Genomic DNA, 18618 nt, shown 5'->3' on the forward strand with positions numbered 1-18618 from the left:
CTCAGCCGCGTTCCACCGGGCGGTCCGGATCGGCCGACCACTGCGAGTACGACCCCGGATACAGCGCCGCGGACACCCCGATCGATGCGAGGGCGGCGATCGTGTGCGCGGCGGTGACGCCCGAGCCGCAGTAGACGACGGCGTCCCGGTCGGCGCCGAGTGCCCGGAAGTGGTCGGCGAGTTCGCCGTACGGCTTGAATCTGCCGTCGGCGGTCACGTTGGCGCCCGCCGGGGCGTTCACCGCACCGGGGATGCGCCCGGGCCTCGGGTCCACCGGCTCGACGTCGCCGCGGTAACGCTCGGGCGCACGGGCGTCGAGCAGGACGGTCGAACCGTCGCGCGCCGCGACCTCGTCGATCGTCACGACCGGCAGATGCCCGCCCGACAGCACCACATTGCCGACGCGCGGAGTCGCATCTCCGGTGGAGACGCGCATGCCCGCGGACTTCCATGCCGCCAGACCGCCGTCCAGAACGGTGACGTCGGCCAGCCCGGCCCAGCGCAGCAGCCACCAGGCGCGCGCCGCCGCCTTGCCCTCCCAGTCGTCGTACACCACCACCCGGGACCCGACGTCGATGCCCCACCGACGGGCCGCGGCCTGCAGGTCGGCGAGGTCGGGCAGCGGGTGTCGGCCCGCGGCAGGCGAGGGCGGTGCCGCCAGTTCGGTGTCGAGGTCGACGTACACCGCGCCCGGCACGTGCCCGGCCCGGTAGTGGTCGTGGCCGGCGTCGTCGCCGAGTTGCCAGCGCACGTCGAGCACCACCGGCGGCCGTGACGACAGCATCGCCTCCACCAGGTCCTCGACTGTGGTGAATACCTGGCCTCGGTGGTCGGAGATCATCGCTGCGGTTCCCTTCGCCTGCGAGTGCGGCCGTCGTACGGCCGAGGTCACCACGACTGTAGGGCACCGGCGACGTGCGACAATCGGGCCATGTCCGAATCACCGTCCGCGCTCGACCCGCTCCGTTCCCGGTTCCTCGACGCCGGCCTGCGCGTCCTCGCCCGCGACGGCTACGGCGGCTTCAAACAGTCGACGGTGTGCGCGGAGACCGGTCTCACCACCGGTGGTTTCTACCACTCGTTCAAGAGCTGGAGGGACTTCGAGACCGCGCTCATCGAGCACTGGAAGACCGAGGCGACGGCCAACGTAGTGGCACAGCTGCGCACCATCGGCAGCCCGGTGGACCGGATACTCGCAGTGGTCGAGGCGTCGCGGAATCTGCCGCACCACACCGAGCGGGCGCTGCGCGTCTGGTCGTCGAAAGACCCCGACGTCGCAGCCGCGGTACGAGAGGTGGACCGGACCCGGCGCGAGGCCGTCGCCGAGTTCGTCGGCGACCTGATCGCCGACCCCGACGAGCCCGAGCAGATCGCCGCGCATTCGCTGATGGTCCTGGTGGGCTACCAGTGCTCGGATGCCGGCCCCGAAGAGTTCGAATGGGCGATGCGCCGCATCGTCGACCGCACTCTCAGTCTTCCGCGCAAGGCCGATCAGACGTCGGAGTAGTCCGCGACCCGCCCCTTCCTCGGTGCGTTGCGCAACGCCGACAGCATCCGCGGGACGCGCCGCAGCGGCAGACGGGCGGGCCAGTCGTCGGTCCGCAGCAGCGCCTCGGTGCCGCCGTCGACGGTGACCACCGAACCGGTCATGAAGTCGGCCGCGGGCGAGAGCATGATCATCACCCAGTCGGCGATCTGCTCGGGCGTGCCGTACTCACGCACCGGCACCGGGTACGAGCGCACCTGAGCGGCCGTCGAACTGGCGAGCTGTTTGCGCAGCAGAGGCGTGAGCACCGGCCCCGGAGCGATGACGTTGATGCGGATGCCCGCGGCGGCCCACTGATCGGACACCGCGTGCCGCCGGCACCAGCGGCTCACCGCGATCTTCGACGCCGCGTACGCCGCGGGTCCCGACAGCGGCCCCATCCGGCGCACGATGCGCACGGCTCTCTCGGTCTCGCCCGCCTCCAGCAGTCTGACGGCCCGGCGCGGCACAAACGGCGTCGACGTCGTCGAATTGGACCCGAACACCACCACCTTGGCTTTGTCGGCCGCGGCGAGTTCGGGTTGCAGACCCATCAGGAGTTCGGTGACGCCGAGCACGTTGACCTCGACGGTCAGCCGTTCCTTGCCGCGCAGCGCGCCCACCCCGGCGGCGAACACGGCGCCGTCGAGCCTGCCGCCGGCCCGGGTCATGATCGCGCGAACCGCATGTGCCCGGCCTGCGCTCGTCGAGAGGTCCGCCTCCACGTCGGCGTCCGCGAGGTCGACGCCGATCACCTCGTGCCCGTCCGCCCGCAGGCGTCGCGCCACTTCGTGTCCCATTCCCGACGCCGCGCCGGTCACCACGTACTTGCCCACGAATACCTCTCTCAGGTGCGATCTCGCTCCCGACTCTAGAACACGTTCTATCCGGCGGCACACCCTTCGGCACCTAGTCGACGCGCCGGCTGACGTCTCAGAATCGATAGATGCGCTTGGCGTTCCCCGCGAACAACTGCGTCAACAGGTGGTCGCCGCGGTCGCCGAGGACGTCGAGCAGTGCGCCGACCGTCATGCCGATCGGCGAGTTGGGGCGGTCGACCGGGGAGTCGGAGCCGAAGATCACGCGGTCGGGACCGAACCGGTCGACCAGATGCAGTACCAGCGGACCGGCCATGTCGGCCAGTACCGCTCGGCTGGCGATGGTGCCCGACGTCTCCCGGCCGTAGCCGAGGAGCGCGAGGCCCAGTCCCGAGACCTTGACCACCACGTTCGGCCGATTCGCGATCATGGCGGTGCGTTCGCGCCACAGACTCAGGATCTCGGCACGCGCGGCAGCCGTCATGCCGGTCTGCGCGCCGACCGGTCCGAACGCACCCGCGGGCATCCCCATGTGCTCGACGATGATCGTGGTGTCGGGGAACCGCCGGGCGAGCATGTCCAGCTGCCCGAGCTGATGGGAGTAGGCCACCGAGACGAACGCCAGATCACGTTCGGCGAGCTCCTCGAAGCCCTTGAGGAAGCTGGTCGAAGCGACCACATCCGGTTCGTCGCACCAGTCCGGCAGTTCGGGATCGGCGTGCCGCGCCCACTTGAACCGGACGGCGCGAACGCGGTCGGAGTACGCGAGCTGACGGTCGAGAGCGGCGCCGAACAGGGGATGTCGCGGGTCGGCTGCCGTGACCGTGGCACCGAGCGCCGGACCCTTCTGACCGTGCGGAAGCGCCGTGAGGTACTTCAGCTCGTCGAACGACGAGTTCATCAGCGACTCGGGGTCCCTCGCCGGCCGCCAGTGCGACTCCACTTGAACCACGCTTTCCACACCGACGCCCGCGATGGAGAGCAGTGCGACGGCGTCGCTGGAATACTGCGCCGGTTCGTAGGCTGAGGTCAGGATGCTCGAATCGAGACCGTACAGGCGGTCGGCGCTGGTGCCCACGCGGGCGGCGAGCGAGAGGGCCGGCGTGGGCACGAACCGTCGCAGCCGGGGCGCCGACAGCCGCGCGAAGCGGGCGAGCGCCCATGACGACCGGGTGGGGTTGAAGTAGTGGACGTGCGCGTCGACGATTCCAGGGAGCAGTCCACCGAGCATCGTCACACCGCTAGCGTGCCACAACCCACAAGCGGCACGCCGAACAATATCGGGGCCAGTCGGTCACGCCGACTACAGTGGACCACGCCCGGCACCGGGCGGCCCGTGAACACCAGCGACGACGCGGAAAGCGAGCAGGAAGAGTGACTCAGCCCGAGCAGCCGATCCTGGCGCAGACCCGGGCACTCCTGGCGAGCGATCCCGACCGTTTCGCGAGCAGCGTCTTCGCCCGGCTGTTCGCGATGCGGCCCAGCCTGCGAGAGTTGTTTCCGGCAGAGATGGGCACTCTCCGAGCCTCATTCGTGGATGTGATCGACCACGTGCTCGACGCGATCGGGGCACCGGACGGCCACGGCGAGCTGGTTGAGTTCCTCGCGCAGTTGGGCCGCGACCACCGCAAGTTCGGCGTCGTCAGCGAGCACTACTGGCTGATCTACGACGCCCTGATGTCGGAGTTCCAGTTCGCCTTCGGCAACCGCTGGACGCCGGAGGTGGAGGAGACCGTCGGGCAGGCGATGCTCCTGACCACCGGTGTGATGCGCGGCGCCGCGGAAAGCGCCGAGGGTCCCCCGCGCTGGCACGCCCGCGTGGTGCAGAAGTTCCGGATCACGCGCGAACGGGCCGTGATCCGGCTGATCGCCGATGGACCGCACCCGCCGTACGCCGCCGGCCAGTACCTCGAGACACAGATCCCGCAGTGGCCCCGGACCTGGCGCAACTTCTCCCCGGCCATTCCCTCGAACCCGCAGGGCGAGTTGGAGTTCCACGTCCGAGCCGTGCCGGGCGGCCGGGTCAGCGGCTCCATCGTGCGAGACACCGCGGTCGGAGACGTGTGGACCTTCGCACAGCGCCACGGCACCATGCACATCGATCCGGCGCGACCGGCGCTGCTGATCGCCGGCGGTACCGGGCTCGCTCCCCTGCGCGCGCTGCTGATCGAACACGCCCGCTTCGGCGAGCCGGCTCCGGTCCACCTCTTCTACGGAACACAGAATCCCGGCGAACTGTACGAGCTCGGCGTGCTCGCACAGCTGGCCGGCGCGAATCCGTGGCTGCGCGTCACCGCCGTCACGGAGAACACCGAGGACCCGTGGTGGCTCACCGGCGGCACCGATCCGCGCGGCTGGGGGCTCGAAGTGCGCTACGGCCGCGTCGGCGAGGTGGCCGCGACATACGCCGACTGGCGGGGCCGCCAGGTGCTGCTGTCCGGCCCGGCCCCGATGGTCTTCCACACCGCGCTGCGACTACGGGCCGCAGGCGTGAATCCCGACGCGATCCAGCACGACCCGCTGAACTGACCGCCCGGGACCGGGCACTGCCTACGACCGATGCCGGGACGCGACCAGCACGGCCAACGCACCGCCGAGCATCGACACGTTCTTCAGGAACTGGATCTGCTGCATCTTGTGCTGCATCGGATCGTCGATCTCCCAGAAGGCGTGCCCGGCGAAGGTGGTCGGAACCAGCGACGCCGCCAGCAGGACCGCACCGGGCCGTGCACCGAGACCGGTGGCGATCATCGCGCCGCCCAGCACCTGGGCGGCACCGTTGGCCCGGACGATCGTCTCGTTGTCGGTCGGCAGCGGGATCACGGTCCGGATCTTGTCGAGCAGCGGCGACGCCGCTTCGACGCGGGCACCCGGCGCCGTGGCGGCGTCGTAGCCCAGGATCATGTACGGGATGCCGGTGAGGGCGCGGCCTGCGGCGTGGATCAGATTCATGGGACCTCTCGATAGACGGTGGGTGCTCGGGGCACACGCCGCCGAGGATAGTGGAACCGAAACGGGCAAGGCCGCCGACGGCAGTCGGCGGCCTTGTGGCTCTATCGCGTTGTGGTTCTACCGCGTCGTGGTGCTACCGCGTCAGCGGCTCCGTTTTCCCCGCGGTTGCCACACCACGAGGGCGTTGGTGCGGGGCACCGGAACCAGTTCTCCGTGACGTGCCCGCGACGCCGACTCCATCTGCCGAGTCAGGTCACTGACCCGTCGGCGCAGGGCCTCCACCTCGTCGCTGAGTTCGATGATCCGTTTGATCCCCGCGAGGTTCACGCCCTCGTCCTGCGACAACCGCTGGATCTCGCGAAGCATCTCGACGTCGCGGTTGGAGTAGCGACGCCCGCCGCCGCGCGTGCGCTGCGGGGTCACCAGCCCCAGCCGATCGTAGGTCCGGAGGGTCTGGGCGTGCATGCCGGCCAGCTCCGCCGCCACCGAGATCATGAACGTGGCGGCGTCGCCGACGTCGTCATTGCGCGACTGGTCTCCTCGATCGTCGACTGCCATGGGTCATCACCGCCCCCATCCTGCGCGGGGGTCGAATCCACTGGCCCGTTCGGCCTCCGCATACTTCTTCATCGCTTCGGTCGCCGCGTCGTCGAGCTTGGTCGGCACCGCGACCTTCACCGTCACCAGCAGATCACCGGATCCGCCGGATCGCTTCGGCACACCGCGGCCCTTCAGCCGCAGGGTCCGTCCGTCGGAGGTGCCCGCCGGGATCTTGACGCCGACGGAACCGTCGAGCGTCGGAACCGAGATGGTCGCTCCGAGAATCAGTTCCGAGATGGACACCGGCAGTGAGACCTTGAGGTCGTTGCCGCTGCGGGTGAACACCTTGTCGGCCATCACGTGCACGGTCACGTACAGGTCGCCGGACGGCGCGCCGCGCATACCGGCCTCCCCCTGACCGGCGAGCCGGATCCGCTGACCGTCCTCCACGCCCTGCGGGACGCGGACGTTGATGGTCCGCGGGCGCACGGTGATGCCGGTGCCCTGACAGTCCGGGCACGGATCGTCGATCTTGGTGCCGGTGCCCTGGCAGTCGGGGCAGGGTTCGGAGAATCCGAAGTGCCCCTGGTTGCGGGTGACGAAGGCGGTGCCGTTGCAGGTGGGGCACGTGCGCGGGCTGCTGCCCGGCCGTGCACCGCTGCCGTGGCACTTGGTGCACGGCGACGGGCTCGTGACGCGCAGCGTCACGGTGGTGCCCTGCACCGCGTCGCGGAATGCGAGGGTGGTCTCGGTCTCGAGATCGTTGCCGCGCCGTTGGCGGGGTCCGCCGGCCGACCCGCCGAAGCCGCCGCGTCCGCCCAGCAGGTCGCCGAGCATGTCGCCGAGGCCACCGCCCCCGCCCGCACCGCCGGCCGCGCCGAACAGATCACCGAAGTCGAATCCGCCGGCACCGCCCGGCGTTCCGCCGCCGAAACCGTTGCCGCCGCGGAACCGGCCGCTGGCCATCAGGGTCCGGGCCTCGTCGTATTCGCGGCGCTTGGTCTCGTCGGAGAGCACGCTGTGCGCCTCCGACACTCTCTTGAAGCGTTCTTCGGCCGCCGTGTCGCCCGGGTTGGCGTCCGGGTGCAACTCACGGGCGAGCTTCCGGTAAGCCTTCTTGATCTGGTCGGCACTGGCGTCGGAAGAAACGCCGAGGTCTGCGTAGAAATCGCGTTCCAGCCATTCACGCTGGGGAGCCATCAGGCGTCACCTCCTTGAAAAGTCTGTGGTTGTCATGTGTCGCTCCTGTTCGGACACACGGTGGCAGTGGGGCCGCGGGGCCGCCGTGCAACGGCGACCCCGCGCTCGCATCACTGCTCCGGCGCAGCGTCGCTCGGCGCCGGGTCGGTGACCGTCACCATGGCGTGACGGATCACCTTGTCTCCCAGGCGGTAGCCCGTCCGGAAGACGTTGCCGATGACAGGGGTGTCCCCGCTGCCATCATTCTGAATGGCTTCGTGGAGTTCCGGGTCGAATTCCTCGCCCGGCTCCGCGAACTTCGCCAGCTTCTCACCCGAGAGAACGTCGACCAGCTTGTCGGCGAACGCCCGCAGCGGGCCCTCGTCGAGGTCTCCGTGGTCCCGGGCGCGGTCGAGGTCGTCGAGGATGGGCAGCAGCTTCTCCACGAGGATCTGCTTACCGCGGTCGACGGCCTGCAGCTGCTCCTCGGCACTGCGGCGACGGAAGTTCGCGAACTGCGCGCGCTCCCGCTGCAGGGCCTCGGTCAGCTCCGCCACCTGCGCATCGGCCGGGGTGGCCTGGTCGCCGGCCGGCTGGGCCGCCGCGTCGTCCGCGGCGGCTTCAGCCTGCTGGGTTCCCGCGCCGTCGCGCACCTCACCCGTCTCCGGGTCGACGCGACGGTTGTCGGTCACCGTCACCGGCTCTTCGGCGGTGTTCTCCCCGGCGTTGTTACCGGCTGTCACTTGTTCTCACCTTCGGCGGGATCGTCCACGACCTCGGCGTCGACGACGTCGTCGGCTCCGGCGTCACCGGTGGCCGCACCGGCCTCGCCCTCGGCCTGAGCCGCCGCGTAGATCGCCTGGCCCATGGCCTGCGACTCCTCCGACAGCTTCTCGATCGCGCTGCGGATGGCGCCGGTGTCGGTGCCCTTCAGCGCCTCGTTGGCTCCGGTGATGGCCGCGTTGACCTTGTCCTTGACGTCGGCGGGGACCTTGTCCTCGTTCTCCTTCAGGAACTTCTCGGTCTGGTTGACCAGCGACTCCGCCTGGTTGCGGGTCTCGGCCTCCTCGCGGCGGACGCGGTCCTCTTCGGCGTGAGCCTCGGCGTCCTTGATCATCCGGTCGATCTCGTCCTTCGACAGACCCGAGCCGTCCTGGATGCGGATGCTGTTCTCCTTGCCGGTGCCCTTGTCCTTCGCGGTGACGTGAACGATGCCGTTCGCGTCGATGTCGAAGGTGACCTCGATCTGCGGAACGCCCTGCGGTGCAGGCGCGATGCCGCCGAGCTCGAACGATCCGAGCAGCTTGTTGTGCGAGGCGATCTCGCGCTCACCCTGGTACACCTGGATCTGCACCGACGGCTGGTTGTCTTCAGCGGTGGTGTAGGTCTCCGACCGCTTGGTCGGAATGGTGGTGTTGCGCTCGATCAGCTTGTGCATCACGCCGCCCTTGGTCTCGATGCCGAGGGACAGCGGGGTCACGTCGAGCAGCAGCACGTCCTTGACCTCGCCGCGCAGGACGCCGGCCTGCAGGGCGGCGCCGACGGCGACGACCTCGTCCGGGTTGACGCCCTTGTTGGGCTCCTGACCACCGGTGAGCTCCTTGACCAGGTCTGTCACGGCAGGCATGCGGGTGGAACCGCCGACGAGCACCACGTGGTCGATGTCGCTGACCGCGATGCCCGCGTCCTTGATGACGGCCTGGAACGGAGTCCGGGTGCGCTCGAGCAGGTCGCTCGTGATGCGCTGGAACTCAGCGCGCGAGAGCTGCTCGTCGAGGAAGAGCGGGTTCTTGTCGGCGTCGACGGTGATGTACGGCAGGTTGATCGAGGTGCTCTGCGAGGACGAGAGTTCGATCTTCGCCTTCTCAGCGGCCTCGCGCAGACGCTGCATGGCCATCTTGTCCTTGGTCAGGTCGATGCCCGAGCTGGCCTTGAACTTGTCGACGAGCCATTCGACGATGCGCTCGTCCCAGTCGTCACCACCGAGGTTGTTGTCGCCCGACGTGGCGCGGACCTCGACGACTCCGTCGCCGATCTCGAGCAGCGAGACGTCGAAGGTGCCGCCACCGAGGTCGAAGACCAGGATGGTCTGTTCCTTCTCGCCCTTGTCGAGACCGTAGGCCAGAGCGGCCGCGGTGGGCTCGTTGACGATGCGCAGGACGTTGAGGCCCGCGATCTGGCCGGCCTCCTTGGTGGCCTGACGCTGCGAGTCGTTGAAGTACGCCGGCACGGTGATGACCGCGTCGGTGACGTCCTCACCCAGGTAGGCCTCGGCGTCGCGCTTCAGCTTCATCAGCGTGCGGGCGCTGATCTCCTGCGGGGTGTACTTCTTGCCGTCGATCTCGACGGTCCAATCGGTGTCGCCCATGTGGCGCTTCACCGAGCGGATGGTGCGGTCGACGTTGGTGACGGCCTGGTTCTTGGCCGGCTGTCCGACGAGGACTTCGCCGTTGCGCGCGAACGCGACGATCGACGGAGTGGTCCGCGACCCCTCAGCGTTGGCGATGACGGCGGGCTCGCCGCCTTCGAGAACCGACACCACGGAGTTGGTGGTGCCGAGGTCGATTCCGACAGCACGTGACATGTGTGTTCCTCCTAGTTCCGGCTTGCTGGTGGGGGCCGGGTAGTTCTTTGGGCCGGGAGGGCCTTGTTGGTCTGTGAAACCTCAGCGCCTTCGACTCAGGTTTAATCGAGGATGTTCACCCCGTCAACCTTGTTGAGCCGCTTTCACTCAAGTTTCTCGATGGGTTCAACTGTACGCAGGGACGATTCATTCCGGAGAGTTGAGCGAAGTTGACTCAATCCTGGGTGATGTCGATCACCACCGAACGTGAACGGCCATGGAGGCAGCATCTGCGTCATGCGCCGAGCCTTCGGGCACGTATCGAGCGTCAAAACCATGACCTGTTCCATTCATACGAACAGATGGTGATGCGCGTCACCGGATACCTGAGAACGACCTGAGCAGAGGCGCCTCGATCCCGTCGACCTGCGGAAACATCCCTCGTTACACATTCGCCCTCGACGCCGCATTTCCGGCACAGAAGTGCTCCCTCGCACTGTGTCCCCAGAGTTGGTGGCACCGTGGGGCGCTGCGGCGTCCCATCATTCTCGGCATGGCACCCATCGCACGATTGACCTCAACCGCTCGACGCGCAGTCGTCGTCACTGCCGCCGGAGCAGCGGCAGTGTCGCTCGCTGCCATCGGCGCCGGCAGCGCTCATGCTGCGGTCGGCGACGACGTCGATGACAGCTGCATGGCGTTCTCGCAGGACGCCGGCACCACCTGGATCGCGCAGGCGGCGCTGACGTACGACACCAGCATTCACCCGATACCCGGCGAGTTCGCCAAGCACAGCTCGTTCCAGGTGAAGAACACCTGCGATACGCCGGCCAAGTTCCAGGTGTTCACGGGGTTCTGGTCAGTGGGCGGCGACGGAACCGCCCAACTGCGCGCCGACATCGACGGCAAGACCGGTACTCCCGCGACCATCACCGGGGTATCGACTTCCCCCGATGACGCGAAGCTCCTCGCCGAGTCGGGACGTCTGGTCAAGGACAAGCCGGTGGCCGTCAACCTCTACATCGGGCTGCCTGCAGGCGAGACCGCCCAGTCGTTCTCAATTGATCCCGGGTGGGGATTCTTCCTCAACGAGGTCGCGCCCGGTACCGATCCGGGAACCGGTGACGGCGACAGCGGCTCGCTCGGCGGGTCGCTGAGCGGCGGCTCCCTCGGCGACCTCTTCGGTTCCGGTTCGGCGTCGGGCAGCCTCGGCAACGCCTCGAAGAGCCAGTTCGCGTCGGCACCCGCCGTAGTGGCGAACGACCGCTGATTCCGACGGAAGTCTGTCCGTCACTTACGACTTCGGCCATCCCGGCCGAGACCGCGCGGGGTCACCTCGCGCACCCTTCCCTCCCACTGTCCGGAAACCTCCGGAACAGTCCCTGAGAAGAAACGGGAACACATGAACAAGGCAACCAAGGGCGCGATCGCCGCTGCCGCCGGCGCGCTCATCCTCGCCGGTGGCGCGGGCACCATGGCCGCGTGGAACAGCCAAGTCGGCGGCAACACCACTGCTGTCACCGCCGGTAGCTTGAACGTCACTCAAACGGGTACCGGCTCGTGGACCTGGGCCGATGGCACTGCTTTCAACCCGGCAACGGACTTCCTCGTCCCCGGAGACTCGGTGAAGTACGTCGCCGAGTACAACATCACTCTCAAGGGAACCAATCTCAAAGCCGAGCTTGTTCCGACAGTCGGCGGGGTCAGTGGCTTGCTCGCGCCCTACCTGACCGCAACTACCGCTGGCGCAACCGGGAACGAGACCATCGAATCTTCCGGCACCCGGACCATCACCACGACGGTTCTGTTCGACCCCGCCAAGGTGACCGACAACACCAGCATGGATAAGCCCGGCAGCCTCAACGGCGCAGCTGTCACGCTGACGCAGAAGCTCAGCAGCTAAGAAGAACACGTGAAGCCCCAGATCAAATGGGCGCTCGCAGCGGCGGCGGTGCTGCTGGTGGGATTCGTATCCCTCCAGCAGACCGGCGCCCTCTGGCGTTCGGAAACCACAGGCTCATCCACCACCGTCACCGCGGGCAAGCTCGACATCTCGGTGAACCAGGGCGGCGTCAAGCAGTTCACTCTCGACGGACTGACGCTGACTGACGCGAACCCCGGCGACAGCGTCCAGAAGCCGCTGCCGGTCATCAATTCCGGCAATGTGACGATGCAGTACAAGCTGAACTCGGTGGCCGTCACCGGCACCACCCCGCTGCAGCTGCGTGTCGCGGTAGTCGGCAGCGAGGCCGCGTGCACCCCCACCGGCGATGTCGGTGACGAGATCTACTCGGGTGCGATGAACACCGCTGCCACCGCAGCCCGCAACGTCGCGGCGGGTACTACCGAAGTGCTGTGCCTGCGTACCACCATCGCGACCAACGCATCGACGTCGCAGTCGGCCAACGCGACCTTCACCTTCGGCGCCCAGTCGGTCAGCAACTCATGATGTTCAGTCGCGGAACCCATCACACCAGCGAGACGGAGGCGCTTCCCTCCGCAAGCGACGCGGAGAACTCCGACGCGACTCCACCCATCTGGTGGGTGAAGACGATCGCCTCGTGGACGCTGCTGCTCGTCGCGGTCGGCGTGCTCGCTGTGCTCGTGGTGGTTCCGCGGCTGACCGGTTCCACCGCGTACACGGTGCTCACCGGGTCGATGCAGCCGACGTACCCGCCGGGAACGCTGATCGTGGTGAAGCCGACGCCGGGCGATCAATTGAAGGCTGGCGACGTCATCACGTTCCAGCCGGAGTCGGGCAATCCGTCGGTCACGACGCATCGGATCATCAGCATCGTCTACGACGCGAGCGGTAAGCGCCGGTTCATCACCAAGGGCGATGCCAATAATGCGACGGACCCGGTCCAACTCGTCGAAGAGCAGGTCCGCGGCAGACTGCTGTACTCGGTTCCCTACCTCGGCCGGATCAACTCCCTGATCTCCGGCTCGTCGCGGAGCATCGCGGTGTTCGTGATCGCCGGCGGTCTCGGTGCGTACGCGTTGTGGATGTGGATCAGCAGCATCCGCGACCGCAAGAAGCCGAAGCCTCCCGAGAGCCCCGAGTCCGGAGCCGCTCCACCCGATCCGCCGATGCCGCCGGCTCCCACGCAGGCGGTTCCGGCGCACGCCGAGGTCGGCGGCCGGCACTCCGCAGGATCTGAGAACCGCTGCTATGCGTGCGGCGCCGATCAGTCCGGACGTCCGCCGCTCGCCTACTCGGCGGTCCCCGGCCCGCCGTCGGCGACGCCGGTGATCCCCAGTGCCGAGATCACCCAACCGATTCCTTTCATCAAGTGACTCCCTCCCGAATGATTAGGCAGAAACAGATGTCCTCATCCAACGAAACTCACGACCGCGAGCGGTCGGGGTCGCGACTGCGCGGGCGCCTCGGCGACACCGGTTGGACGCGCGCCCGAGCGATCGCCTCACTCGGAATGGTCTTCGGTCTCGGCGCCGTCGGCACGATGGCCGCGTGGTCGGACACCGCGACCGCGACTACCGGAATGTTCAGCACGGCGGCCGTCGACGTGCGAATGGATCTTCACGGCGACCGGCCAACACACCAATTCGCGTCATTGGCGAAGCTCAACCTCGCTAAGGGAGCCACAGTCGCGGGCATGCTCCCGGTCAACAACATCGGCGGCAGCGACTTCGACTACACGATGAAGGCAGTCAGCGCCGACAGCGGCACAGCGACATACGGCGACGCGAACGCCGGCACGTTCGCGCAGAATCTGAAGGTGAACGTCTACCGGGGTGGTAGCAGCAATGGAACCGTCTGCAGCGGCGGCACCGCCATCGCGACGGGCAAGGCGCTGACGCTCGGCACCACCGACATCATCACGACCAACCAGCGAGTGAACAAGAACACGACCGACAATCTGTGCTTCCAAATCACTCTCGACTCCAACGCCCCGAATAGTGCGCGGATGTCAGCTCTGTCAGTCAAATTCAACTTCGCAGCGACCCAAGCGTGATCTCGCAATGAGTCAGCAGGAAGCAAGGACTACGCAGCGACGCCGCCGCCGCGAGCTCGCCCTCAATCTCGGCGCCGTCGCGGGTCTGGTCTGCATCGTGATCGCGGTGGTGTCGATGACGTTCGGGATCAAGCCACTGGTGTTCCGATCGGGGTCGATGTCGCCGCAGATCCCGACCGGCTCTCTCGCAGTGGCCCGTACCGTTCCCGCAGCGCAGATCAGTGTCGGCGATGTCGTCAGTGTCGACAACGAGGCCGGAACTCGAATCACCCATCGCGTCGTTGCAGTCGACCCCGCCGGTGGCGACAAGGTCGCGCTGATCATGAAGGGCGATGCGAACCGAGTTGCGGATCCCACGCCGTACCTGGTCGATCACGCAGATCGGGTGATCACAAGCGTGCCGTTCGCCGGGTACGTAGCCGCGTGGCTTTCGAGCAAGACGGCGATCTTCCTCGGCGGCGTCCTCGCCGGGGCCTTGCTGATGCTCGCTTTCGGCCCCCTACGCCGATCCAGCAGCGACGCGTCGAATGACGCACACCAGACCGAAACACTCGATGAGCCCGCCGACAGCAGCGAGGCCAAGCTCCAGGAGGCCAACTGTGGCTAATCTCCGTCAATCAATTCGCCAGAAGCTGCCGTCCACTCGTGCGCTCCTCGCCATCGGCGGCGCGGCCGTCGCCGCGGTCGGACTGGTACAGACCACCGACACCATGGCCGCCGGAACTGATGCGGCGACAGCCAATGTGTCCCAGATAGCGAGTCAGAACTTCACTCCAGTGCCGGTTGTGACGGGCATGTCGTGCAGCGGCGGAGGCGGTTCCAAAGCGGATCTCCAGTGGACCAGCGCCGGCCCCGGGTACTGGTACGAAGTGGAACGGTGGGAGGGCGGAAGCAGTCCGGCTTGGTCCGGTGCGACCTCGGTCGCGAACTACAATGGCATTTCCCTCCCGTACTCAGTTCTGAAGAAGGTCTATTCCGTTCGCGTCCGTACGCGATACGGCCAGAACGGCGAGCTGTCGAGTGGTTACGCCCAATGGGACATCACCAACTGGTCTGGCGTCACGTACTGCACCTCCAACGGAGGCGGTGACCGAGGTCGATCCAACATCTCGAGTTGGCAGGAACAGTCCGACTGGACTCCCGCCGCACCCCAAAACATCGTCAACGACGCACCGGGCGCCCTGTCGAGGATGCGAAGCGCGATGGAGAAACTTGCACCGTCGACGACATCGGAACCGTCGACCAGCAACGCGCCAGAATCAGAGGCCGACCCCACCACGTCGGCGACGAAGCCATCAGAGTCGACGAAGCCGTCAGAGTCCGAGTCCGTCGAGTCGACCACTCCGTCGTCGGCACCCGACACCAGTGCCGAAGCCACCGAGCCGAGTACCGAGGCCAAGCCGAAGCTCACGATCGCTCTCGAAGTGGCGGGCACCGATCGTCAGTTGATCCTCAACGCCGATGGTGTCGAGAAGTGCCGGACCCCGCTTGAGGACGGCGACGTCGCGAGCGTCAACTCCGCCACCAATACCGTCTCGATCACCAACGGGACCACGGTGAAGAAGGTCGACACGGAGACCTGCGCAGTCTCCTGACCCACCCATGCGAAGGCGCGTCCGGTGCACCCCGACCCGGACGCGCCTTCCCATTTCCGGACGACGGACCGACGGTTAGACTAGAACGCGTTCTATTGCGATGGTCGACTCAGGAACGGAGTGGGATGGGACTGCGAGAGCAGATGCTGGCCACCGTCGAAGGGTCGCCGGCGGCCGTGGCCGCGCACCACAAACAGCGGTGGCTGTCGCTGTTCGCACCGGACGCGATAGTCAACGACCCGGTGGGGTCGAGCCCGCACCGCGGAGACGAGCAGCTCTCCCGCTTCTACGACACCTTCATCGCCCCCAACACGATCGTCTTCCATCCGGCGCACGACATCGTCTGTGGCGACACCGTGATCCGCGACCTCACGCTGGAGATCCGCATGAGCGACGCCGTGACGCTGACGGTGCCTGTGCACCTGCGGTATGAGATGGCGTCGGCCGATCTGATCGCGGGCCTGTTCGCTCACTGGGAACTGCCGACCATGGTGCGACAACTCCTTGCCGAAGGAGTCGACGCACTCCCGATCTCGACGCGGCTGACCGGGGCGCTGCTGCGGAACCAGGGACTCGGCGGGGCCGCCGGCTTCGCCCGAGGGTTCGTTCGCGCGGGCGCCGCGGAGAAGCGGCGGACGCTCGCGTTCCTAGACGCGGCGTGCGCAGGGCGGTCCGGGTCCGACGTACGGGTCGAGTACGGTGCCGGGCGCGTCGGGCCGGTCGCAGACCTGCGCGACGAACTGGACGGCTGGCAGACCGGCAAGTGCCTGGCTGCCGGACGATACGTGACAGTGAGCCTCACGCGCGGCGAAGAACACGCGGTGGCGATGGCCACCTTCGAACGCAGGCAGATCGTCGCGATGAAGGTGTACGCCGCGAGCTGAACCCGCCCTACTCGACGGCCGCGCGGTCGGCGAGCTCCATCGCCCACCAATACAGACCCGCGTCGGGACTGGATGCGGAGGCCAGAACGAGGTCGGAGAGGTTCAGATCCTCCCACTCCCACAGGAGCTCGTTGTAGGCGGTCATCATCGGTCCCACGCGGGCGCGGGCCCGAGCGATCTCCGCCTCCGACAACCCGCGCTCCCGCAGCCAGCCGTCGGTATCGGCCTGCCGACCGTGGCCGATCGTGGTGTCGAGAAAGGGCTCGAGCAGCCGCATCCAGATGTCGGGGCGGGCGATCTGCGGAATCCGGTGACGCTCGGCGAACTGCCGGAGGTCGCCCTCACGCAGCTTGGACACGAACAGCGTCTCGCCCGCCGTCGTGCGGATCTCCGGCGGGAATCCAGCCGGGTCGACGTCGCGGATCCCGCTCACCGACAGCACCGGCTCGGCACACACCGAGGCCGCCGGGTGAACGTAGTCGACGAAGGTCAGGGCGTCGTCGCCGAACTCCACGCCGCGCGACCACAGTCCGGGCAACGGCACCCGCGAAGGCTGCTGCGCCGGCGGGCGGCGCCGTCGTCGCGGCCAGAAGATCACGTGCCGAGCGTAGGACATCGATCAGGAGGTCGCCTCCGGGCCGACGAAACGTCGAGAGCGGTCGCCGCTGTGACGCGCCCCTTGTTAGATGGAGCCATGACGACGTCCCCGTTCCGCGACCGGCAGTTCTGAATCGTGGACCGCCGCGCCCTGCCCGCCGCCGATCCCACCGCCCTCTGGCGGGGTCTGGACGACGCCGACCCCGTCGGCCCCATGTGGCGGGCGGCGCAGATCTTCCGTCTCGTCGCCTTCGTCTACGCACTCGGTTTCCAGGTCGCGATCAACGGCGACCTGGAACATCCCGCCGTCACCTGGATCCTGTTCGCCGTCCTGACCGCGGCCAACGTCTGGTGGACCACCGGCTACCTCGCCGGATTCGGACGCCGCCGGTGGTTCGTCGCGAGCGAGGTGATCGTGTCGGCCGCGATGATGCTCTCGACCGAGTTCGTCGCCTCCGGCCAGTGGATCGCCGACAACCAGACCTGGCCCACCACTCTCTGGATGACCAACGCGGCACTGTCCGCGGCGTTGCTCGGCGGGGCGCGCTGGGGTTTCGCGGCCGCAGCGGTGATCGGACTGACGAACTACTACGTCAAGGGCGAATTCCTGCTGAACTTCGGACGCAACGCGACGGCCATCCTGCTCGCCGCCGCGTCGATCGCCCTCGGCATGGCCGCCTCTCGCGCCCGGCTGATGCACTCCCGGCTCACCGCGGCCGTCGAACTCGCCGCGGCATCGGCCGAACGCGAACGGCTCGCCCGCGAGGTGCACGACGGCGTGCTGCAGGTCCTCGCCCTGATCGCTCGTCGCGGGCGCGAGATCGGCGGTCCCACTGACGAACTCGCGAGTCTGGCGGCCGAACAGGAACGCGTGCTGCGGCAGCTCATCGCGGCGACACCCGCGCCGGTGGCAGACGGGGGCGCCCTCCTCGACCTCGGACCGGGCCTGCGCGCCCTGGCGACCGACCGTGTTCGGGTCAGCACACCCGGCGAGCGGGTCCTGATCGACGCCGCGGTCGCCGGCGAGGTGCTCGCCGCGGTCGGCAACATCCTCGACAACGTCGAACGCCACGCGGGCGGCGACGCGCATGCCTTCGTCCTGCTGGAAGACCTCGACACCGAGATCGTCGTCAGCGTCCGCGACGACGGTGTGGGGATCGAGCCCGGCCGGCTGTCTGCGGCGGTGGAGGAAGGGCGGATGGGGATCTCGCGGTCGATCATCGGGCGGATCGAGGCACTCGGCGGCACCGCTCGGCTGGAGTCGGCGCCCGGTGCCGGGACAGAATGGGAGCTGACGATCCCGGCCGGCGAGAGAGAGGCGCAGTCCCGATGAGCGATGCCGCACTGCGCGTGATGGTGGTCGACGACCACCCGATGTGGCGAGAGGGCGTGGCACGCGACCTGTCGGAGGAGGGCTTCGACGTCGTCGCCACCGCCGACGGCTGCGCGAGCGCGGCCGCGCGTGCCGCGGCGGTGCGGCCCGACGTCGTCCTGATGGACATGCAGATGCCCGACGGCTCCGGTGCCGAAGCGACGGCGGCCGTCCTCGCGGCGCACCCCGGCGCGCACGTGCTGGTCCTCTCGGCGTCCGACGAGCGCGACGACGTGCTCGAGGCCATCAAGGCCGGGGCCACCGGGTATCTGGTGAAGAGCGCGCAGCGGTCGGAGCTGGTCGCGGCCGTCCGCGCGACGGGCGACGGGCAGGCCGTGTTCACTCCCGGCCTCGCCGGACTGGTACTCGGCGAGTACCGACGGATCGCCCGCTCCCCCGAACCCGATGCACCGACGCTGACACAGCGCGAGACTGAGGTGCTGCGGCATGTCGCGAAGGGACTGTCGTCGCGGCAGATCGCGACGCGGCTGTCGATCAGTCCGCGCACCGTCGAGAACCACGTCGGCGCCGCGCTGCGGAAGCTGCAGCTCGGCAACCGGGTGGAGTTGGCGCGATACGCGATCGAGCACGGCCTCGACCAGGAGTAACCGCCGAC

Annotated in this window: 21 protein-coding genes; 12 read left to right on the top strand and 9 right to left on the bottom strand. The window is 68.0% G+C overall.

Annotation, left to right across the window (positions count from 1 at the left end; genetic code table 11):
- Position 1: 1 nt before the first annotated feature.
- Complete coding sequence (locus P5P27_RS16925; RefSeq protein WP_278127461.1) at positions 2-841, bottom strand: sulfurtransferase; 840 nt, start codon at positions 839-841, stop codon at positions 2-4.
- Between the two features lie 90 nt (positions 842-931).
- Between P5P27_RS16925 and P5P27_RS16930 the strand changes: the two genes are divergently transcribed.
- Positions 932-1507: a TetR/AcrR family transcriptional regulator gene (locus tag P5P27_RS16930; RefSeq protein WP_045539864.1), complete on the top strand. Its 576-nt coding sequence runs from the start codon at positions 932-934 to the stop codon at positions 1505-1507.
- Here P5P27_RS16930 and P5P27_RS16935 read toward each other — a convergent pair.
- Together P5P27_RS16935 and P5P27_RS16940 are read right to left on the bottom strand one after the other, a co-directional pair.
- A complete protein-coding gene (locus P5P27_RS16935; protein ID WP_006896070.1) occupies positions 1492-2361 on the bottom strand; it encodes an SDR family oxidoreductase in 870 nt (289 codons plus the stop codon). The genes P5P27_RS16930 and P5P27_RS16935 overlap by 16 nt on opposite strands.
- 97 nt (positions 2362-2458) lie before the next feature.
- The gene (locus tag P5P27_RS16940) at positions 2459-3574 is read right to left on the bottom strand and encodes an amidohydrolase family protein (RefSeq protein WP_006896069.1); all 1116 of its coding nucleotides are present in this window, start codon (positions 3572-3574) and stop codon (positions 2459-2461) included.
- A gap of 143 nt (positions 3575-3717) precedes the next feature.
- Here P5P27_RS16940 and P5P27_RS16945 point away from each other — a divergent pair, with 143 nt between their 5' ends.
- A complete protein-coding gene (locus tag P5P27_RS16945) occupies positions 3718-4872 on the top strand; it encodes an FAD-binding oxidoreductase (protein WP_278125168.1) in 1155 nt (384 codons plus the stop codon).
- Positions 4873-4893: 21 nt separating this feature from the next.
- Here P5P27_RS16945 and P5P27_RS16950 read toward each other — a convergent pair whose 3' ends face one another.
- From P5P27_RS16950 to dnaK, 5 genes are all read right to left on the bottom strand, one after another.
- Positions 4894-5295, bottom strand: a complete 402-nt coding sequence (locus tag P5P27_RS16950; RefSeq protein ID WP_278125169.1) for a DoxX family protein — start codon at positions 5293-5295, stop codon at positions 4894-4896.
- A 141-nt stretch (positions 5296-5436) separates the two neighbouring features.
- Positions 5437-5853, bottom strand: coding sequence for a heat shock protein transcriptional repressor HspR (locus P5P27_RS16955; RefSeq protein WP_278125170.1), 417 nt, complete (start codon positions 5851-5853; stop codon positions 5437-5439).
- A 6-nt stretch (positions 5854-5859) separates the two neighbouring features.
- A complete protein-coding gene (gene dnaJ, locus P5P27_RS16960) occupies positions 5860-7035 on the bottom strand; it encodes a molecular chaperone DnaJ (RefSeq protein WP_278125171.1) in 1176 nt (391 codons plus the stop codon).
- Positions 7036-7145: 110 nt separating this feature from the next.
- Positions 7146-7757: a nucleotide exchange factor GrpE gene (gene grpE, locus P5P27_RS16965; protein WP_006896064.1), complete on the bottom strand. Its 612-nt coding sequence runs from the start codon at positions 7755-7757 to the stop codon at positions 7146-7148.
- Positions 7754-9598, bottom strand: a complete 1845-nt coding sequence (dnaK, locus tag P5P27_RS16970; protein ID WP_006896063.1) for a molecular chaperone DnaK — start codon at positions 9596-9598, stop codon at positions 7754-7756. Before dnaK ends, grpE begins: the two co-directional genes overlap by 4 nt.
- Positions 9599-10130: 532 nt before the next feature.
- Between dnaK and P5P27_RS16975 the strand changes: the two genes are divergently transcribed.
- From P5P27_RS16975 to P5P27_RS17010, 8 genes are all read left to right on the top strand, one after another.
- A complete protein-coding gene (locus tag P5P27_RS16975; protein ID WP_278125174.1) occupies positions 10131-10847 on the top strand; it encodes a hypothetical protein in 717 nt (238 codons plus the stop codon).
- 132 nt (positions 10848-10979) lie between these two features.
- On the top strand, positions 10980-11480 hold the full coding sequence (locus P5P27_RS16980) for an alternate-type signal peptide domain-containing protein (protein ID WP_278125176.1): 501 nt from the start codon (positions 10980-10982) through the stop codon (positions 11478-11480).
- A 9-nt stretch (positions 11481-11489) separates the two neighbouring features.
- Complete coding sequence (locus tag P5P27_RS16985; RefSeq protein ID WP_278125178.1) at positions 11490-12026, top strand: hypothetical protein; 537 nt, start codon at positions 11490-11492, stop codon at positions 12024-12026.
- A complete protein-coding gene (locus tag P5P27_RS16990) occupies positions 12023-12874 on the top strand; it encodes a signal peptidase I (RefSeq protein ID WP_278125180.1) in 852 nt (283 codons plus the stop codon). Before P5P27_RS16985 ends, P5P27_RS16990 begins: the two co-directional genes overlap by 4 nt.
- Before the next feature lie 29 nt (positions 12875-12903).
- A complete protein-coding gene (locus P5P27_RS16995) occupies positions 12904-13554 on the top strand; it encodes a SipW-dependent-type signal peptide-containing protein (protein ID WP_260868777.1) in 651 nt (216 codons plus the stop codon).
- 115 nt (positions 13555-13669) lie between these two features.
- Positions 13670-14161, top strand: a complete 492-nt coding sequence (locus P5P27_RS17000) for a signal peptidase I (RefSeq protein ID WP_423201260.1) — start codon at positions 13670-13672, stop codon at positions 14159-14161.
- Entirely contained in the window at positions 14154-15149 is a 996-nt protein-coding gene (locus P5P27_RS17005; protein ID WP_278125185.1) for a hypothetical protein, read from the top strand. The genes P5P27_RS17000 and P5P27_RS17005 overlap by 8 nt, the downstream gene beginning before the upstream one ends.
- A 125-nt stretch (positions 15150-15274) precedes the next feature.
- Positions 15275-16033, top strand: a complete 759-nt coding sequence (locus tag P5P27_RS17010) for a nuclear transport factor 2 family protein (protein ID WP_278125186.1) — start codon at positions 15275-15277, stop codon at positions 16031-16033.
- 7 nt (positions 16034-16040) lie between these two features.
- Here the strand turns inward: P5P27_RS17010 and P5P27_RS17015 are convergent, their stop codons facing one another.
- Positions 16041-16631: a hypothetical protein gene (locus P5P27_RS17015; protein ID WP_278125188.1), complete on the bottom strand. Its 591-nt coding sequence runs from the start codon at positions 16629-16631 to the stop codon at positions 16041-16043.
- 135 nt (positions 16632-16766) lie between these two features.
- On the opposite strand from P5P27_RS17015, the gene macS reads away from it, so the two are divergent.
- Positions 16767-17963, top strand: coding sequence for a MacS family sensor histidine kinase (gene macS / locus P5P27_RS17020; RefSeq protein ID WP_278125189.1), 1197 nt, complete (start codon positions 16767-16769; stop codon positions 17961-17963).
- Positions 17960-18610 (top strand): response regulator, encoded by a 651-nt coding sequence (locus tag P5P27_RS17025; RefSeq protein ID WP_006896047.1) that lies wholly within the window; start codon positions 17960-17962, stop codon positions 18608-18610. The genes macS and P5P27_RS17025 overlap by 4 nt, the downstream gene beginning before the upstream one ends.
- The last annotated feature ends 8 nt before the right edge of the window (positions 18611-18618 follow it).

Origin of the sequence: Gordonia sihwensis (genome assembly GCF_029632925.1) — a bacterium.
GTDB lineage: Bacteria > Actinomycetota > Actinomycetes > Mycobacteriales > Mycobacteriaceae > Gordonia > Gordonia sihwensis.